Origin of the sequence: Sporosarcina sp. BI001-red (assembly GCF_003384035.1) — a bacterium.
Classification (GTDB): Bacteria; Bacillota; Bacilli; order Bacillales_A; family Planococcaceae; genus Sporosarcina.
In genome coordinates this window covers 341,302-360,115 of record NZ_QQAK01000012.1, presented here as the reverse complement: position 1 = coordinate 360,115, position 18,814 = coordinate 341,302, and the positions used below count along the sequence as shown (strand labels likewise).

Annotated in this window: 18 protein-coding genes; 10 read left to right on the top strand and 8 right to left on the bottom strand. The window is 43.6% G+C overall.

Annotated elements, in window-relative coordinates; genetic code table 11:
- The first annotated feature begins 14 nt into the window (after positions 1–14).
- Positions 15–1,193, top strand: coding sequence for an AI-2E family transporter (locus DVB69_RS11240; RefSeq protein ID WP_233505385.1), 1,179 nt, complete (start codon positions 15–17; stop codon positions 1,191–1,193).
- A gap of 116 nt (positions 1,194–1,309) precedes the next feature.
- On the opposite strand, the gene DVB69_RS11235 is transcribed toward DVB69_RS11240, so the two are convergent.
- On the bottom strand, positions 1,310–2,302 hold the full coding sequence (locus tag DVB69_RS11235; RefSeq protein ID WP_233505377.1) for a helix-turn-helix transcriptional regulator: 993 nt from the start codon (positions 2,300–2,302) through the stop codon (positions 1,310–1,312).
- Between the two features lie 208 nt (positions 2,303–2,510).
- On the opposite strand from DVB69_RS11235, the gene modA reads away from it, so the two are divergent.
- The 5 genes from modA (at position 2,511) to DVB69_RS11210 (ending at position 5,600) form a co-directional block, all read left to right on the top strand.
- Entirely contained in the window at positions 2,511–3,281 is a 771-nt protein-coding gene (gene modA, locus DVB69_RS11230) for a molybdate ABC transporter substrate-binding protein (protein ID WP_233505376.1), read from the top strand.
- A 9-nt stretch (positions 3,282–3,290) separates the two neighbouring features.
- Positions 3,291–3,980, top strand: a complete 690-nt coding sequence (modB, locus tag DVB69_RS11225; protein WP_116019185.1) for a molybdate ABC transporter permease subunit — start codon at positions 3,291–3,293, stop codon at positions 3,978–3,980.
- Between the two features lie 12 nt (positions 3,981–3,992).
- On the top strand, positions 3,993–4,664 hold the full coding sequence (locus DVB69_RS11220; RefSeq protein WP_116019184.1) for an ATP-binding cassette domain-containing protein: 672 nt from the start codon (positions 3,993–3,995) through the stop codon (positions 4,662–4,664).
- Between the two features lie 68 nt (positions 4,665–4,732).
- Positions 4,733–5,125 carry a GNAT family N-acetyltransferase gene (locus DVB69_RS11215; protein WP_370452964.1) on the top strand — a complete coding sequence of 131 codons (393 nt, stop codon included), beginning with the start codon at positions 4,733–4,735 and terminating at the stop codon, positions 5,123–5,125.
- 103 nt (positions 5,126–5,228) lie between these two features.
- Entirely contained in the window at positions 5,229–5,600 is a 372-nt protein-coding gene (locus DVB69_RS11210; RefSeq protein ID WP_116019283.1) for an rRNA methyltransferase, read from the top strand.
- A gap of 183 nt (positions 5,601–5,783) precedes the next feature.
- Here the strand turns inward: DVB69_RS11210 and DVB69_RS11205 are convergent, their stop codons facing one another.
- The 3 genes from DVB69_RS11205 to parE form a co-directional block, all read right to left on the bottom strand.
- Complete coding sequence (locus DVB69_RS11205) at positions 5,784–7,016, bottom strand: MFS transporter (RefSeq protein ID WP_116019183.1); 1,233 nt, start codon at positions 7,014–7,016, stop codon at positions 5,784–5,786.
- Between the two features lie 116 nt (positions 7,017–7,132).
- A complete protein-coding gene (gene parC / locus DVB69_RS11200; protein ID WP_116019182.1) occupies positions 7,133–9,577 on the bottom strand; it encodes a DNA topoisomerase IV subunit A in 2,445 nt (814 codons plus the stop codon).
- Entirely contained in the window at positions 9,574–11,547 is a 1,974-nt protein-coding gene (gene parE / locus DVB69_RS11195; protein WP_116019181.1) for a DNA topoisomerase IV subunit B, read from the bottom strand. Before parE ends, parC begins: the two co-directional genes overlap by 4 nt.
- Positions 11,548–11,764: 217 nt before the next feature.
- Here parE and plsY point away from each other — a divergent pair, with 217 nt between their 5' ends.
- Complete coding sequence (gene plsY, locus DVB69_RS11190) at positions 11,765–12,367, top strand: glycerol-3-phosphate 1-O-acyltransferase PlsY (RefSeq protein WP_116019180.1); 603 nt, start codon at positions 11,765–11,767, stop codon at positions 12,365–12,367.
- Between the two features lie 38 nt (positions 12,368–12,405).
- A complete protein-coding gene (locus DVB69_RS11185) occupies positions 12,406–12,702 on the top strand; it encodes a HesB/YadR/YfhF family protein (RefSeq protein WP_116019282.1) in 297 nt (98 codons plus the stop codon).
- A gap of 200 nt (positions 12,703–12,902) precedes the next feature.
- On the opposite strand, the gene DVB69_RS17810 is transcribed toward DVB69_RS11185, so the two are convergent.
- From DVB69_RS17810 to acnA, 3 genes are all read right to left on the bottom strand, one after another.
- On the bottom strand, positions 12,903–12,998 hold the full coding sequence (locus DVB69_RS17810) for a putative holin-like toxin (protein ID WP_233505375.1): 96 nt from the start codon (positions 12,996–12,998) through the stop codon (positions 12,903–12,905).
- Positions 12,999–13,713: 715 nt separating this feature from the next.
- Complete coding sequence (locus tag DVB69_RS11180) at positions 13,714–14,139, bottom strand: acyl-CoA thioesterase (RefSeq protein WP_116019179.1); 426 nt, start codon at positions 14,137–14,139, stop codon at positions 13,714–13,716.
- Between the two features lie 114 nt (positions 14,140–14,253).
- A complete protein-coding gene (gene acnA / locus DVB69_RS11175; protein WP_116019178.1) occupies positions 14,254–16,968 on the bottom strand; it encodes an aconitate hydratase AcnA in 2,715 nt (904 codons plus the stop codon).
- A 211-nt stretch (positions 16,969–17,179) separates the two neighbouring features.
- Between acnA and DVB69_RS11170 the strand changes: the two genes are divergently transcribed.
- A complete protein-coding gene (locus DVB69_RS11170) occupies positions 17,180–17,725 on the top strand; it encodes a cysteine hydrolase family protein (RefSeq protein WP_116019177.1) in 546 nt (181 codons plus the stop codon).
- Between the two features lie 123 nt (positions 17,726–17,848).
- Positions 17,849–18,103 carry a GlsB/YeaQ/YmgE family stress response membrane protein gene (locus DVB69_RS11165; protein WP_025784505.1) on the top strand — a complete coding sequence of 85 codons (255 nt, stop codon included), beginning with the start codon at positions 17,849–17,851 and terminating at the stop codon, positions 18,101–18,103.
- Between the two features lie 31 nt (positions 18,104–18,134).
- Here DVB69_RS11165 and DVB69_RS11160 read toward each other — a convergent pair whose 3' ends face one another.
- Entirely contained in the window at positions 18,135–18,800 is a 666-nt protein-coding gene (locus tag DVB69_RS11160) for a lytic transglycosylase domain-containing protein (RefSeq protein ID WP_116019176.1), read from the bottom strand.
- Positions 18,801–18,814: the final 14 nt, after the last annotated feature.

The following is an 18,814-nucleotide window of genomic DNA, read 5'->3' as shown; positions in this document are numbered from 1 at the left end:
ATGATGAATATGGAATTCCTCCTAAAAACCGGATTATTCGGTTCTTAGGGGGCAAGACCACACTCTTCATACTCATTGTATTAGTGCTTGTAGGTTTGAATGTGATGATATTCGATAAGGTGTCGTTCATCTTTTATCCAATTCAAGTACTGTTTTCAACTGTGGTGTTGCCGATTATTTTAGCATCGATTCTATATTATTTGCTCCGTCCACTTTTACAACTGATAGAAAAAATGAAAGTACCTAAAATATGGGGAATCTTCATTATCTTTTTAACAGCAGTTGGCCTCATCACCTTGCTCGTGTTTCTAGTCCTACCTTTTTTGAAAGTACAATTTTGGAAACTAGTTGATGAATTCCCGACATACTTCAATCAGCTCATTCTTACACTCGATTCATTTTTTAGCAACTCCATATTCGCACCGTACTACAATCAGTTGGACATTAACGCATCGGAGCTACTGGACTCGGGTCTTGAAAATATCGGGCAAATGGTGGCCGATGCTCTTGGCGGCATTGCATCCGGGTTGACGACGTTTATTTCTACATTGACTGGAATCATTCTCTCCATTGTTACGGTTCCGTTCATTTTGTTTTATCTCTTGAAGGATGGGGATAATTTACCGAAATACGTGATGAAGCTGTTGCCACCGAGAATGCGTGAAGATGCACAGGCGATTTTAAAGAACGCAGACCATCAGATTAGCGCATATATCCAAGGTCAAATTCTAGTTGCGATGTGTATCGGTACGATGGTGACGATTGGTTTCTTGATCATCGATATGAAATACGCTCTATTGCTCGGTGTGCTTGCCATGTTCACAAGTGTGGTCCCATATCTCGGTCCAGTCATTGCGATTACACCGGCAATCATCATTGCGATCGTCACTTCACCATTCATGCTCGTGAAACTTGCGATTGTATGGACTGTGGTTCAATTGGTTGAAGGGAAGTTCATTTCACCACAAATCATGGGAAAAACTCTACATATTCATCCAATCACGATTATTTTCGTCTTGTTGACAGCAGGTTCGTTATTTGGTGTGGCGGGTGTCATATTAGGGATACCTGGTTATGCGTTACTCAAAGTCTTCACGACGCATCTGTTCCAGTTATTGAAAGTGCGCTATAACAAATATGAAGTCGATATCCGTATGCATTATGAACGTCCGAAGTATGAGGACGAAAAGTAGAGGTAGGGACAGTCTTGCTAAACAGGCAAGGCTGTTTTTTTATGTCGGACTTTACCATAATAGTATTATGTAAAGCTGAGAAGGAAAAACACTCTTTCCAATTAGGAAAGAGTGTTTTAGGGGGTATCATATAAAATTCGTCCCATTTGAGAGAAGTCATATCCTTTAATAGTGGAAAGCTCTTTCTTGAAAGAGTCAGATTGTAAGATGCTGAGTACTGTTTCCCTAAATTCCTTATTGCTTTCATGCTTCAGCATGACTAAGTCATACTGCTCGTTGGTCATTGGGATGTAGTCAACATTGACTAGGTTGGCAATTTTTTCAATCCCCACACCGATATCCGCTTCTCCTGATGCTACTTTACTTGCTACTGCTAAATGGGTCATCTCAATATTTTCATAACCCATTATGGTCTTTGGAAGAACACCCTCAAGTCGCAGTCGTTCATCCGTTAATACTCGAATTCCGGATCCCAATTCACGATTGACAATCTGGACATCGTTACGGTTTAAATCACGCCAGCTTGTAATATTCTTCGGATTTCCAGGTTGTACGTAGAAACCAGCCGAACGAGAGAGTAGGTTGACAACTATATATTCACGCCCGATTAAAATCCGTCGTATGTAAGGGATGTTATAAGAACCTGTGTCTCCATCAAATAGATGAGTACTGACGAGATCTGCTTCTCCTTGAACGAGTGCAAGCAAACTATTTAAACTGCCGGTGTTGGAACGAAGCGTTCGATAGTTACTAGAAGTTGCGGAAATTGCGTTTGCCAACAAATCGAGTGTAACATCTTGCCCACTAATGATTACGTGTTGCATTGTACGTGGCGGAGAAAAAGGAGGGAGAGATTGTTTCTCCAAAACGGTTGGAGCGACAGGTTCATTTTTTTGTAATGGAGGTGGTTCTGCCACGGAGCGGTCTGCACCGCCTTTCATACGGTCTTTATACGCTTCGAAGTCAGAAGCGTCGATCCTCATTTGCCTTCCAACCCGGTAGGCAACGATTTCCCCTTTTTTTATAAGGTCATACACGGTTAGCTTTGATACTTGAAGCAAGTCAGCGAGATCTTCAGTCGTATACGATGCTTTATGTTGTGCATTCAACCTAAAAACCTCCATTTCTTTCTTCTATCTTCTCTCATTTTTAGAATTATTGCAATAGACATAACGAGTTATAAGTAATAATAGTTAGAATTATTTAATTATATATAGATAAAGAGAGTTCCCTTATGTTATAACTAGTTATATGTAGTTATAATTAAGTATAAATAGGGAAAGGGAGATTGATTTGAGTAAAAGGAGTATTGTGATTATGATGGGAGTTATGCTGCTATTGCTGGCGGGGTGTTCAAAGGAGAAACCAGCATCTGAAGGGAGTGGAACAAGTACTGTAGATAAAGTGGAACTCCATATTTCTGCAGCAGCCAGTTTAACAGACTCATTGGACGATTTTAAGAAAACGTATGAAAAAGAACATGAAAACGTGGAGTTGACGTTCATGTATGGCGGCTCTGGAAAGCTTGCTACCTCGATTGAAAACGGAGCGCCTGCCGATGTGTTTTTATCTGCAAGTAAAAAAGATATGGATACTCTTGAGGGGAAAGACTTATTAGACGTTTCTACACGGACAGATTTCACAAAAAACGTGTTAGTTTTGATTGCAAATCAAGATTCAAATTCAGCGATTAACAGTTTTGAAGATATTGACCCTGCAACGGTTCGTCATTTCGTCATTGGTGAACCAGAAAGTGTCCCTGTTGGACGTTATACAAAGGAAGTGTTCGAACACCTTAAGCTCTGGCAACCGATGCAGGACAAGCTTGTGCTTGCGTCAGACGTGCGACAAGTGCTCACGCAAGTTGAACTCGGGAATGCGGATTACGGGGTTGTCTATTCGAGTGATGCGTTCATTTCTGATAAAGTCAAAGTGCTAGCTGAATCAGATCCGAGCTGGCATGAGCCGATTGTCTATCCCGGCGCAGTCTTGAAAGAGTCTAAGCATGCACACGAAGCCCAGCAGTTTTTAGATGCGTTACTCGATGAACAAGGTCAAGAAACCCTTGCAAAGTACGGGTTCAAGTAAGAGAGGGAGGTGGATGATGTGGATTTAAGTCCTTTATTGCTTTCAGTTAAAGTGGCGGTCATCTCCACTGCTATAGTGTTTGTGCTCGGTGTGTTTCTTGCACACCTGTTTGCGAAACGGCAATTTTTCGGGAAATCAATTTTTGAATCATTATTTTTGTTGCCGCTTGTGCTACCACCAACCGTTGTCGGATTCGGTTTGCTCATATTGCTAGGCAAAAAAGGTTGGATTGGTAGTTGGTTACTGGAAACGTTCGATATTCAAATCGTATTCACTTGGACGGCTGCGGTTATTGCATCCGTTGTCGTCAGTTTTCCACTCATGTACCAGAGTGCAGCTGCAGCTTTTGATAGTCTGGATAATAAGTTAGGGGATGCAGCGCGGACAATGGGCGCTTCTGAATGGCGGGTTTTCAGAACCATCACGTTTCCGCTTGCGTGGCCAGGATTGCTGGCGGGACTCGTTCTGTCGTTTGCTCGGGGCCTTGGGGAATTTGGTGCGACTCTGATGCTTGCTGGATACATACCTGGTAAGACGGATACAATTCCAATGGCGATCTATTTTGCTGTGGAGGCGGGGAAGATGGAGAAAGCGACGTTTTGGGTTGTCATTATTACAGCGCTCGGATTCAGTACAATCCTATGGTTAAACTGGTGGAGCAAACGGAACTTGAGACGATTCGCTTCTGAAAAACGATAGGTAGGTGATTCGATGTTAGACGTAGCAATCAGAAAACAGTTAGATCATTTCGAGTTGGATGTCAGTTTTCAAGCACATGATGAAATTATCGTACTTGCGGGGTCTTCAGGTGCGGGGAAAACAACTATTTTACAAGCGATCGCTGGACTGGCTGAACCTGACAGTGGAACAATCACTCTCAATGAAAAGCGTTTCTTTGATGGCAAGAAGAATTCATTACCCGCCCGATCCCGTAATATCGGGTACTTATTTCAAGAGTATGCGCTATTTCCGCATATGACAGTCGAGCGTAATATTCACTATGGCATTCATAAGCAAAAAACTGTGGCGACTGGTTTCATCATCGAACAATTACTGACGGTGCTTGGCATCAGCCATCTCTTGAACAAGTACCCTCATCAGATATCCGGTGGTGAGAAACAGAGGGTCGCACTCGCTCGTGCGCTTGCTGCAGAGCCTGATTTGCTTTTGTTGGATGAACCTTTATCCGCTTTAGATGAAGAGACACGAGAAGAGTGTCAAGATGAGTTACTTCGTTTGCATGAGCTCTGGAAAATTCCATTTCTAATTGTGACGCATAGCCGATCGGAGGCTGAAAAATTGGGGGATCGGGTGCTCCATTTGAAAAAGGGCTTGATTGTCAATGAGAGTCGTGGAACAATGAAAGAAATCCCTGTGCACTAAGCGGCGGGGTTTCGGAGGCGATTCCACTGGATGAAAGTACAATTGTTCCACTAACGACGGAAGAAGATTTGATTGAAGCTTTTCCGATTATGAATCAGCTCCGCACCCATTTAAATATGGAAGAGTACTTGGAACTCGTGTATGAATCTGGAGCAAAAGAACGTTACCAGATGTTCGGATTGCGGGTTAATGACGTGTTAAAAGCGGTGACCGGCTTTAAACCGATGATTACGCTCTATTATGGGCGCTCGATATGGGTATGTGACTTAGTAACGGACAAATCGGCTCGATCTAAGGGCTATGGCGATAAGTTACTAGCACACGTTGAGCAATGGGGGAAAAAACACAATTACGAATCGATTGCACTATCTTCAGGGTTGCAGCGTACTAGTGCACACCATTTTTATGAAGAAAAAATGGGCTACAGTAAAGTGAGTTTCGTCTTTAAAAAGGAATTTTAACACAGAGAGTGCCGATTTCACGGGTATGCGAACAGATATGCGAACAGCCGGCGGAGCCTTTCAATTTGCCGGTTTTACTAATGATGAAGGAGTTGTAGAACAAATGTGGGTTAACGAGAATGGAATGCTGAGACAAACGTCAGATGAAACGCGTGTGAAATTCAGAACATCTATCAGCCAAGAGATCTTGGAGCAACTGAAACAGTTAGCAGATCAGCATGGAACGTTTGTGAATTATTTGCTGGAAGATGGGATGAAAGTTGTATTGCAGCAAGGTTCGATTACATTCAATAAAGAAACGCGTCCTAAAGACCGGATTCAATATAAGACGACTTATGATAAGAAGTTGTTGGAAAGCGTGCGCACGTTAGCGAGTGAGCATAAGTTGTACATGAATGACGTGATTGAGTATGGGGTGCAGTTTATAGATGTTGAGCGGGCAAAAGTAGGGCAACATAGATATCGAATTGAATAATCGTTGCTTTCTTTTGACGCCCCCGTCATAATATATATTATAGGAAGCTACGTATCATCATTAAGTATACTTAGGATAGTGAGACAAGACAGCGAAATTAAGCTTTATCCATGTAATTTATAAAACGCGACTTTTTCTGCTAAAGTCGCGTTTTATTGTGGTTTCTATTTAGTTCACGTTCATTTAAACGCTTTTCATCGGAATTATTGAATCCGCAGTTACTGGCTCTTCTAGCTGAATCTTACGCTGTTTCATTTGTAAGAAAAATATCCCCGTCAAACTGATGCTGATTACACCAAATACTACGACCATCACTTGCAATCCTACAATATCCAGAAATGCCCCAGTCGCCAGTAATACCACCTGGAATACGACTCGTTCTAACATATTTCGGAATGAGAAAAATCTTCCGTGGTACGCTTTCGGCATCTGTTTCTGGAAAATCACCATAGCTGTTGGGAAAAAACATCCTAAACTGAATCCTAGTACTGTAAATGCTGCTAACGTTGCAAACTGGCTCTGTGCGAAGAATAATAAGAATTCTGCGACTGCCACCATACTTGCAAAGAAAAATAGTATGACTGTTGTTCGCCATTTCAATGCTATTTTCTTAACCGCAAATGACCCGATCATGAACGCGACACCTTCACACGTGTAAATCAGTCCCTTTATGGACGCTGAATCTTGAATTTCACTAATGTTGATGACAACTAAATTAAAAGAACCTAGAAATAATAGCGGAATTAAAGTCATCACAAGTGTCATACCGACTGCTGGATACGCTTTTAGCACTGGAAACACTTCCATAAAGCCGCCTTTAGCGCCTTCAGTTTTAACAACAGCCTCTGTCCCCTCCCCTTCATCAATACGTAGCATGAATGTGAAGATGAGTAATAAGCCATAGGCAATGATTGAAATCCAATAAAGCGATGATAACGACCAGTAGACTAAGATAACTCCTGCTAACGCGGTCCCTGTGACGCGTGCAATGGTCGCTACGTTCATGTGCATCCCGTTCATCGTCAATAGGTCATTGTCCTTCACAACGAGCGGAATTGCCGCTTGTAGCGCTGGGAAGTAAAACGTTGCCGCGAGTTGAATGCTGACGACAAATGCAATCATCCACCAGACAGAATCCGTTGCAATGGCGATGAGCATGAAGACAACGCTAATGAGACGGCCAGCTCCTGCGATAACTAAAATGCGTTTCTTTGCGTGCTGATCAATAATCTTTCCAGCTAGGGGTCCAACTAGAATTCCCGCTAAAAGTCCGACTGAAAGGATCAGTGCTTTCACAAAGTCCGAAGGGATCTTTTCTTGCATAAACTCCAAATTTCCAATGATACCGGTCCATAACCCAATCCCGGCGATCAGTTCTCCAGATAGAATGATCCAAACATTGCGATTTTTCCACATACACCGTCCCACTTTCTCTATCGTATACTAATTCGCTTTCCGAATTAGTATACGATAGAAACACAAAAAGCACACGAGAATTTTAATAGCCCCGTGTGCTTTTCATCTTTTACTTGTTATTTAGATGTAGGTTTATCGGTTTTGGCGGTAGGTTCATAGTACAACCGACTCGCTGCCCCATTTTTCGCTTCATCTGACACTGCGCTGCCGTTGGATTGGCGATCCGACAATCTCAGGCTATTCGGCTCGATTTCAGTTTTAACATCTTTTACTGTTGTAAGAATGAGCTTTTCAGAAGATCCCGTGATCCTAGCTCCAATCACTCGGTATGGATTTTTCTTCAGCTCTTTCAAAATCATTAATCCGCGTTGAGCACGTGAACCGACTTCAATTTCTTTTAACGCTGTGCGTTTCACAGTACCACGCTGTGTTGCAATCACAATAGAAGCTGAGCTATCCGTAATGACATCCATCGATACGACTTGGTCTTCCGCTTTCAGGTTGATGCCTTTGACACCGCCTGTTCGAACTCCTGTCGTACCAACATCGCTGAGTGGAAAACGTAAAATGTAAGCCTGATTCGTGACTATGACTGCATCTTCACTTCCCTTTACGATGCGAGCATCTAGCAATCTGTCGCCCTTTTTAACATTCATCCCTTTGTACGCACGACCAAAGCGCTGAACGTGGAAGTCAGCTAGCTTGGATAGTTTCACAAACCCGTTAGCTGTAACCGTCAAGATCGAGTGGATGTCATCGAATTGTTCCAGACCGATCGCCGCCACAATCGACTCACTCGGCTCCATAGATACGATACTTGAAATATGCTGTCCAAGATCACGCCATTTAATATCAGGAAGCTCATGGATTGGTTGATAAATGTAGTTCCCGAGGGACGTAAACAGCAACAAGTGATGCTGCGTATTCATCGTACGCTCGAGTACAGGATAGTCGGACTCTTTCATAGTCATGCCAGTCCCGTTCGAAGCTCCATACGAACGTAAGCCTGTACGTTTTACATATCCTTCTTTCGTGACTGAAACGACAACTTCTTCACTTGGAATCAGAATATCGAGATCAACTTTCAATTCTTCGATTTTCTCTTCGATGACAGAGTTCCGAGGTTCCGCGAAACGCTTACGGACATCGTGTAACTCTTTCTGGATCAAACGGGATAGCTTAGCGGGACTGTTTAAAATCGCATTGAGATCTTCAACCAGCTTACGCAACTCGTCTTGTTCCTGTTTCAACTCAGTGATATCGGTATTTGTCAGACGATAAAGCTGCAAGGAAACAATCGCTTCCGCTTGGATCTCAGAGAATTCAAATCGACTGATCAAGTTGTTCTTTGCGTCACGCTTGTCATTCGAGCTACGGATTGTCTGAATGACTTCATCCAAAATAGATAAGGCCTTCATCAATCCTTCTACGATATGTAGACGATCTTGAGCTTTTCGGACATCGTACTCAGAGCGTCGAGTGACCACTTCTTTCTGATGCTCGATATAAGCATCAAGAAGCATAGCTAAAGACATTAGCTTTGGACGTCTATCCGAAATTGCGACCATATTGAAGTTATATGCGACTTGGAGGTCGGAGTTCTTCAACATGTATTTCAAAATCGGCTCGCCATCTATGTCTTTTTTTAGTTCAATAACAACACGGAGTCCGGTCCGGTCCGATTCATCGCGTACTTCTGCAATCCCGTCAAGCTTCCGATCAACGCGTAGTTCATCCATCTTTTTCACAAGATTGGCTTTGTTGACGTCATAAGGGATTTCTGTGATGACAATCTGGGATTTACCGGCTTTCAACTGTTCGATTTCAGTTTTGGAACGGACAATGACTCGTCCTTTTCCTGTCTCATATGCAGCTTTGATGCCATCCGTACCTTGGATAATTCCGCCAGTCGGGAAATCAGGGCCTTTTAGGACAGTCATCAGTTCATCTACTGTCGCTTCTGGATTGTCCATACGCATAAGGACTGCATCAATCGCTTCATGCAAGGCATGAGGTGGAATATCTGTTGCATATCCTGCTGAAATTCCTGTCGATCCATTGACGATTAAGTTCGGGAACCGGGCAGGTAACACAGTTGGTTCTGGCTCTGTATCGTCAAAGTTTGGGATGAAATCTACAGTCTCTTTGTTGAGATCCCGTAACATTTCACCTGCAATTGATGAAAGACGTGCTTCTGTATAACGCATTGCAGCGGCAGAATCGCCATCAACTGAACCATTATTACCATGCATTTCGATCATCATATGACGTAGTTTCCAGTCCTGACTCATACGCACCATCGCTTCATATACGGAAGAATCTCCATGTGGATGGTAGTTACCGATTACGTTACCGACCGTTTTTGCGGATTTACGGAACGCTTTTTCGTGTGTATTGCCCTCATTGTACATAGCGTACAAAATACGTCGTTGTACAGGCTTTAAGCCGTCCCGTGCATCGGGTAATGCACGATCTTGAATAATATATTTACTATATCGACCAAAGCGATCGCCGATAACTTCCTCTAACGGAAGGTCCTGAAAGCGTTCTGTTGCAGTCATTCCACTTCCTCCTCAACATGCAGGAATTCGTTTTCCAATATCGTGCTTCCTTCTTCTAAACCGAAGTCAACATTGCTTTCAATCCAACGACGACGGGGTTCTACTTTGTCCCCCATTAATGTCGTCACTCTACGCTCAGATTGCGCGCCATCTTCAATCGTAACCCGGATAAGCGTACGTGTTTCTGGATTCATGGTCGTATCCCATAGCTGTCCAGCGTTCATCTCCCCAAGTCCTTTATAGCGCTGGAGCATATAGCCTTTACCAATTTTGCTAGTTGCAGCGCCAAGTTCACGCTCCGTCCATGCATACTCGACCTTTTCTTTTTTCCCGATCCCTTTAGAGACTTTATAAAGTGGCGGTAGCGCTATGAAAACTTTCCCCGCTTCAATAAGCGGTTTCATGTAGCGATAGAAGAACGTCAGTAAGAGCACTTGGATGTGCGCGCCATCCGTGTCGGCATCAGTCATGATAATGACTTTATCGTAAGCGGCATCTTCAATTGTGAAGTCTGCGCCAACGCCGCCACCGATTGCATGGATGATTGTATTTATTTCTTCGTTTTTCATAATGTCTTCGAGTTTTGCTTTTTCCGTGTTGATGACTTTTCCGCGCAATGGCAAGATTGCTTGGAAGGTACGGTCGCGTCCTTGCTTCGCAGAACCGCCAGCAGAATCCCCCTCGACGAGGTACAATTCGTTCTTTTTGGCGTTTCTTGATTGAGCCGGTGTCAGCTTGCCTGAAAGGAGGGTGTCCCCTTTCTTCCGCTTCTTACCTGAACGTGCGTCTTCCCGTGCTTTACGAGCAGCCTCGCGCGCCTGATGTGCACGTACTGCCTTGCGGATCAGATTGGCACTCAATTCTGCGTTTTCTTCTAAGAAATAGAGCAAACGCTGCGAAATGACGGCATCTGTGATCGTTCGTGCTTCACTTGTACCAAGCTTACCTTTTGTCTGCCCTTCAAATTGCAGGATTTCTTCAGGAATGCGCACAGAAACGATGGCTGCGATTCCTTCGCGGATATCAGAGCCATCCAAATTCTTGTCTTTTTCTTTCAATAAACCTGTCTTCCTCGCATATTCATTAAATACACGAGTCATTGCAGTTTTTGCACCGGTTTCGTGTGTCCCGCCATCTTTGGTACGCACGTTGTTCACAAACGATAAAATCGTCTCTGAATACCCATCGTTAAATTGGAACGCGTACTCCACTTCAATGCCGTCTGTCTCGCCTTCGAGATAAGCCACTTCATGAAGCGTGTCCTTTTCTTCATTCAAATAAGAGACAAATGCTTTTATGCCTGTTTCGTAAAGAAAGGTCTCTGTCTTTTCTGTACTTTCTTCTGTCAGGACAATTTTGAGTCCTTTTAACAGGAATGCCGATTCTCGCAACCGCTCTGCGAGAATGTCATATTGATATTTAGTCGTAGAAAAGATCGTGGGATCGGGTTTGAAGTGAATGGTCGTACCTGTTTCCTTCGTTTTCCCGATGACTTCGAGTCCTGTTGCGGGTTTTCCACCGTGTTCGAAGCGTTGTTTGAATATCTGTCCCTCACGATGAATAATAACGTCCAGCCATTCAGACAGCGCGTTCACGACAGAAGCACCAACACCATGAAGACCGCCACTCGTTTTATAGCCACCTTGGCCGAACTTACCTCCAGCGTGTAGGACAGTCAATATGATTTCTGTTGTAGGTCTCCCTGTTTTATGGGTTCCTGTTGGCATACCTCGTCCATAATCTCGTACGCTGATGCTGTTATCTGAGTGGATCGTGACATTTATTTCAGATCCGAATCCACTGAGTGCTTCATCGACTGCGTTATCCACAATTTCAAATACAAGGTGATGCAATCCTCTTGCATCCGTCGAACCGATATACATACCTGGTCGTTTGCGTACTGCTTCCAAGCCTTCAAGCACTTGGATTGAATCATCATTATACACATTCAATTCTTTTTGTTTCGTCAAGATGAAACCTCCATCAAACAAATGTTCTTATTTATCTAATGATACGCCGCCAATTTTTTCGTGTCAACAAGACCCGTTGGCGCTTTGCTTAAATAATTGTATAGAAGAAAGTCTTTTATTGCAATGACTGGCCTCATAGGATTTATCTGCAATTGTCGTTCAGTGCGTGTTCTGCTAAAATGAAAGAGATACATAATTTTTCGCGAAGGGGCTTGTCATGGAAATTATTTTATTACTGGTACTCGCATATTTAATCGGCTCTCTCCCATCTGCGCTTTGGATCGGAAAACTGTTTTATAAAACGGATATCCGGGAACATGGCAGCGGAAATATGGGAGCGACCAATACATTTCGTGTACTCGGCAAAAAAGCCGGAATTGCCGTTACTGTATTTGATATTCTTAAGGGGACAGCTGCTGTACTTCTAGCCTCCCTACCTTATTTTGGAGATACACACATTCATCCATTAGTTGTGGGTGTCGTTGCTGTGATCGGTCATATGTTTCCCATTTTTGCGAAGTTTAAAGGGGGTAAGGCCGTTGCGACTTCTGGCGGCGTATTACTCGGGTACAGTTGGCCAATATTTGTACTCGTCATACTCACTTTCTTACTTACGTTGAAGATTACAAAGATGGTTTCACTCACGTCGATGATTGTCGCAGTGATGGGCTTAATCTACGGGGTTATTTACTATTTCATAACAGGAGATATCTACTTGGCATTGGTGATCTTTTTAATGGGGGTATTCATCTTTTATCGCCACCGAGCCAATATTGCACGGATCAAAGCAGGAACCGAGCCAAAATTGAAGTGGTTGTAATATAATCAAAGGCAGCATAGGAAGGCGGGTTTTCAATGTTGACGATACGTATTTCAGACGAAGCAACTCAGTGGTTTGTTGAAGAAATGGACGTTGAAGCTGGGGATTCCATACGATTTTTCGCAAGGTACGGCGGTAGCAGCCCGCTGCATGAAGGGTTTTCATTAGGTGTTATTCGTGAACAACCGGACGAAGTGGCTATAGAAACCGTTTTGGATGATGTCCGCTACTACATTGAAACTCGTGATCTTTGGTACTTTGATGGGCATGATTTGCAGGTCGCTGTGAATCATGATCTTGGTGAATTGCAGTACGACTATGTGAAGTCGGAGTAAGCGAAGTAGGATGCCACGTGACTCCCCTAACTAGACAGACAATTCTTCTTTTGGTATAATAGCCTTAGAAAATGGATATTGTAAAAAGACCAAGAAGATGTAATGATCCTCTTGGCCTTGTAATAGAATAGCGTTCGCTTCAAAGGCGAATCGCATAGTGCGAAGTAAACCGCTCCATTGCTTGGAGGCTCATGGGCGGTTTACTTTTTTCTTGAAAAAGTATATGACAAAGCAAGAATGGTCACGATCAAACTTCCAAAGCCGATCATGAGACTCAGTGCTTCAAATGGTGTCATACGCATCACCTCCTCCTGTTCCTGATACGTTCTTTTCAGGAAATTGGGATTACAGGTCTGCGAACCGCCTATGAGCTCGTGCTATTCTAGTACATCATTAAGTATAACATATTTTAATAGCTCGTACATACGTTCTTGATGGCTGGTTAAGGGCATTTGTTAGTTATAAAACACCTCGATTAGGACTGCGAGGTGTTTTTTTTGTGGTTATATTTGGTGAGAGGCTTGATTGATTGGTTGAATGTGGCTGGGTTATGATCATATTTGGGGATTTATGAGCGGAATGGATGGGTTATGATCATATTTGAAGATTTATGAGCGGAACGGCGAGGTTATGATCATATTTTGAGATTTATGAGCGGAATGGATGGGTTATGATCACAATTTGAGATTTATGAGCGGAATGGCTGGGTTATGATCATATTTTGAGATTTATGAGCGGAATGGCGGGGTTATGATCATATTTTGAGATTTATGAGCGGAATGGCGAGGTTATGATCACAATTTGAGATTTATGAGCGGAACGGCTGGGTTATGATCACAATTTGAGATTTATGAGCGGAATGGCGAGGTTATGATCACAATTTGAGATTTATGAGCGGAATGGCGGAGTTAGGATCACATTTTGAAATTTATGAGCGATTCATGATGCTTCACACCTCTATCCCAATACAAAAAGGCTTCCAGAGCAATTCAGGAAGCCTTTTTTCTCTAATCAATCGACTCTTTTTGCGATTTCGACATACTTTGCATCCCATGCAGGATCTATTTTCCGTAGCGAAACCGGTCGGAATGTGTCTTTTCGTACGACTACGTGTTCCGAAGTTGCGGTTGCCGCCACTTTACCATCTGCATGCAAGATTTCGTAGCCATACGTTGTGCGCAACTTTCCGTGGGATTCGATCCATGTACGGACAGTGGCGTTCCCGCCATACCGCATCGCTGCCTTGTACTTGATGGATAGATCTGTGACTGGCGATAAATACCCGTCTGCTTCGAGTCCAGCATACGTGAACCCAAGGTCCTCGATAAGCTTTGTTCGTCCAATCTCCATCCAGACTAAATAATTCGCATGATAGACGACACCCATCTGGTCGGTCTCCGCATATCGAATTTCAATTTCTTTTTCGCTAATAAACATGTCCTGTCACCTCTTCTACCTAGACAATTATACAAAAATCGATTAAAAATAACAGCCTTGACGATTGTAAAAACCCCCCTTACTGAATTAAATCAGTAAGGGGGGTTCTAGGAATTACTTTTCTAGCATCTTGTTGCGAAGTACCATTTGAAGAATTCCGCCGTGACGGTAGTAGTCGATTTCGACTTCTGAATCGAAACGCGCGAGCGCATCGAATTCCGTTACAGTGCCATCTGCAGCAGTAGCAGTCACTTTCAAGATGTCGCGTGGTTTAACGCCTTCAGCGATATTCACGCTGATTGCTTCTTCTCCTGTTAATCCAAGAGATGCTGCACTTTGTCCGTTAACGAACTGAAGTGGAAGAACACCCATCATTACTAGGTTTGAACGGTGAATCCGCTCGTAGCTTTCTGCGATAACTGTCTTAATGCCGAGAAGAGATGTCCCTTTCGCAGCCCAGTCACGTGAAGAACCCATTCCGTAATCTTTACCCGCAATAACTGCAAGTCCAGTACCTTGTTCTTGGTACTTCATGCAAGCGTCATAGATTGGCATGATTTCTTTGTTTGGCCAGTAAGTTGTGTAACCGCCTTCTGTGCCTTTAGCGATTTGGTTACGGATACGGATGTTCGCAAACGTACCGCGCATCATTACTTCGTGGTTACCACGTCGTGAACCATATGAGTTGAAGTAACGTGGCTCTACGCCGTTTGCACGCAAGTAGATGCCTGCTGGTGTATCTTTACCGATTGCGCCAGCTGGTGAAATGTGATCCGTCGTAATTGAGTCGCCAAATTTACCAACAACGCGCAAGTCTTTTAATGCACCGATATCTTCTGGCTCTTTTGAAAGACCCTCGAAGAATGGTGGGTTTTGAATATATGTTGAGTTCTCATCGAAATCATACAATGCATCGTCAGTTGTTTCGATTGCATTCCACGCTTCGTTTTCAGAGAACACGCGTGCATATTCTTTACGGAAGAGTTCAGGAGTGACCGTTTTCTCGATCATTGCCTTAACTTCTTCTGTTGATGGCCAGATGTCTTTGAAGTATACATCTTTGCCGTCTTTAGATGTCCCGATTGGTTCTTTTTTGAAGTCGATATCTACGGTTCCAGCGAGTGCATACGCAACAACTAGTGGTGGTGAAGCTAAATAGTTTGCCTTCACGTAAGGGTGGATTCGTCCTTCAAAGTTACGGTTACCCGAGAGTACGGATGAAACGAGCAAGTCGTTTTCGCCAATCGTCTTCTCGATTTCTGGAAGCAATGGACCAGAGTTACCGATACATGTTGTACATCCGTATCCAACTGTGTTGAATCCGATGTGGTCGAGGTACTTATCAAGACCAGAGTCTTGTAGGTAGCCTGTAACTACTTTTGAACCTGGTGCAAGTGAAGTTTTCACGTATGCAGGAGGTGTAAGTCCGAGCTCAACCGCTTTTTTCGCGACAAGTCCAGCACCGAGCATTACGTAAGGGTTCGATGTATTGGTACATGAAGTGATTGCAGCAATCGCGAGATCCCCTGTTTTCATCTCCATTTTTGTACCGTTTGCGAACTCGATTGTACCACTCTTCTTCATTTCTTTCGGCGTAAGTCCGAATCCTTGGTTGCCTTCAGGTGCGACAACCGCATCGTTGAATTCACGCTTCATGTCTGTAAGTGGAATCATATCTTGAGGACGTTTTGGTCCAGCAAGGTTCGCTTCTACTTGAGTCAAGTCGATTTCGACAACCTCTGTGTAGATTGGATCTTCTTTGTCCGTTGTGAAGAACATGTCGTTCTCTTGTAAGTACTTTTTCACGACAGCGATATGATCCGCATCGCGGCCTGTTAGACGCATGTAGTTAAGTGATTCTTCATCAACTGGGAAGAAGCCACATGTTGCGCCGTATTCAGGTGCCATGTTAGCAATCGTTGCACGGTCAGCAAGTGGTAATTGCGGTACGCCTGGCCCGAAGAACTCAACGAATTTACCAACAACTCCATGTGCACGCAAGATTTGCGTCACTTTTAGAGCAAGGTCAGTTGCAGTCGTTCCGTTTGGAAGCTCACCCGTCAATTTAACACCGATAACTTGTGGAATTGGGAAGTAAGAAGGTTGACCAAGCATACCTGCTTCAGCTTCAATTCCGCCAACGCCCCAGCCAAGTACGCCGATTCCGTTGATCATCGTTGTGTGAGAGTCTGTACCGACTAATGTATCTGGATACGTTTCGAACGTTCCATCTTCATTTTTAATTTCGTGGACAACGCTTGCCAAGTACTCAAGGTTTACTTGGTGAACGATACCAGTTGCTGGTGGAACCGCACGATAGTTGTCGTATGCTTTTTGTGCCCAGCTCAAGAACTGGTAACGCTCAGCATTACGCTCAAATTCGAGTTCCATGTTTTTCTGTAATGCGTCCGATGTTCCGTAGCTGTCAACTTGAACCGAGTGGTCAATAACGAGGTCTACAGGGATTTCGGGGTTAATCTTATCCGGATCTCCACCCATTTCTGCCATTGCAGAACGAAGAGATGCCAAATCGACAACAACTGGTACACCAGTGAAGTCTTGCAAGATAACGCGGGATGGCTTGAATGGTACTTCTGCATCCGCATCAGCGTCCTTGCCCCATTTTGCCAGGTTGTTTACATGATTGTCTTGGATGACATATCCGTCGTGTTGGCGCAGGACAGATTCTAACAGTACTTTGATCGAGTAAGGCAATCTCGAGACTTTTGCAATACCTGCTTCTTCAATCGCTCCAATGCGGTAATAGTTATACGTTTTACCGTTCAAATCAAATGAGGAGCGGCTGTTATGAAAATTGCTCTTTGTCATTGCTGAATTCCTCCTTTACGTACTGAAAAGGCTCTATAAATAAGCATCTTTTCTCTACTCCATCATATAACAGCAAAGTCTATAAGTAAATTACATTAAATTTATAGTAATCCATAAGTAAACGCGATAGACCGTACAAAAGAAGAATAGATGCATATTTTTGTTGGTCTGTGCATAATGGAATCAGAATATGGAAAGGACGTGCTGGATTATGAAAAAAGCGTTGTTGGTTATTGACTACACTGAAGATTTTGTCGCAGAGGATGGAGCGTTGACATGTGGGGCACCTGGAATTGCGCTTGAAAGGTATGTCGAGCAACTGACTAAGGAGTTTATTGCCCAAGGTGAAGCTATTGTATTCGCGGTGGACGTACATGACGAAAACGATCCGTATCACCCTGAATCTCGTCTATTCCCCCCACATAACTTACGTGGAACTACTGGAAGAGAACCATTTGGATCGTTGAAACAACTTCATGAAGACAACTGCAAATCGATCCACTGGATGGATAAAACCCGTTACAGTGCGTTCGCTGGAACGGAACTTGAAATTTGGCTCCGTTCGCGCAGCATCCAGGAAATCCATTTAGTTGGTGTATGTACAGACATTTGTATTTTGCATACAGCTGTAGACGCGTATAACAAAGGATTTACCATGGTCATCCATGAACGAGGTGTGGCAAGTTTCGACGCTGCTGGACACGACTGGGCGTTGCGTCATTTCGAAAATACGCTAGGTGCTACCATTATTCGATAAGTTTTAGTAAAAGCCAATGAGACAATATGAACAATTTTAGCTAATAGGTTTCAAGTAGGTCAATTGCGGTTATTATACTTACTAGATCAGACATACTATATTAGAAAAAGGAGAGGATTTCAAATGAGTTTCATTTGGTTCTTAATCATTGGCGGAATTATCGGTTGGCTTGCCGGACTTATTCTAGGGAAAGATATCCCAGGCGGAATTATTGGTAACATTATTGCAGGTATCGTAGGTGCATGGGTTGGCGGAATGCTGCTCGGCTCTTGGGGACCTAAAGTTTCAGACTTCTATCTCGTACCAGCAATCATCGGTGCTGTCATTCTTGTCTTCATTGTCAGCCTGATTATGAAAGCTATGCGAAAAGCAGCATAACAAAAAGGACTTCGCGAATCGCGAAGTCCTTTTATTTTTGCGCTTGCTGGGTTTGTTGTGCTTCATATTCTTCAAAAAACCAAAGAACGTCTTCTACGTATTTATCACTATGGTTGTAGTGAAAGATGGCCTTTTCGATTTGTCCGTCTGCTGCCCCACTTTGTGATAGGTAGTTAGCAGCGCTAAAGATGGCATCTTCCAAGTTGTATGGATCAGCAATTCCATCGCCATTTCCATCTACTCCATACCCGCCATACTTTGCGATCACATCAGGGTTGGTTTTATCCTCTTCGGGGATATCCCCTTTTCCTAAACCCGTACACCCTGGATAGCTCCATCCAACGAACGTACACGGCATGAATTGCATATGCCCTTCGGCTCCTGTCGGTGAGACCATTGTTTTCATTGTGGAAAAGCGCGTTTCCACCCGATGGTGTGCAGCAAGCAACGTCCATGGAATGTTGTATTCTTTGGCGGCGGCTTTATAAATCGGAATATATTCTTCAGGAATCGTCAACCCACCATGTCGATCTGACAGATCCATCAACGTGCTGGCCGACTTTTTAATGACTTCCGGATGGCTGATGCTTGTCCAAATAATCGCAGTCAAGGTGAAGAGGACGACTGAAACAGGAATAAGCAGCGCGATTAGCAAGACTTTAGCTTTCGTCGTTAGGCTGCGCTTCTTTTTCTTCACTCGTCCCTCTCCTC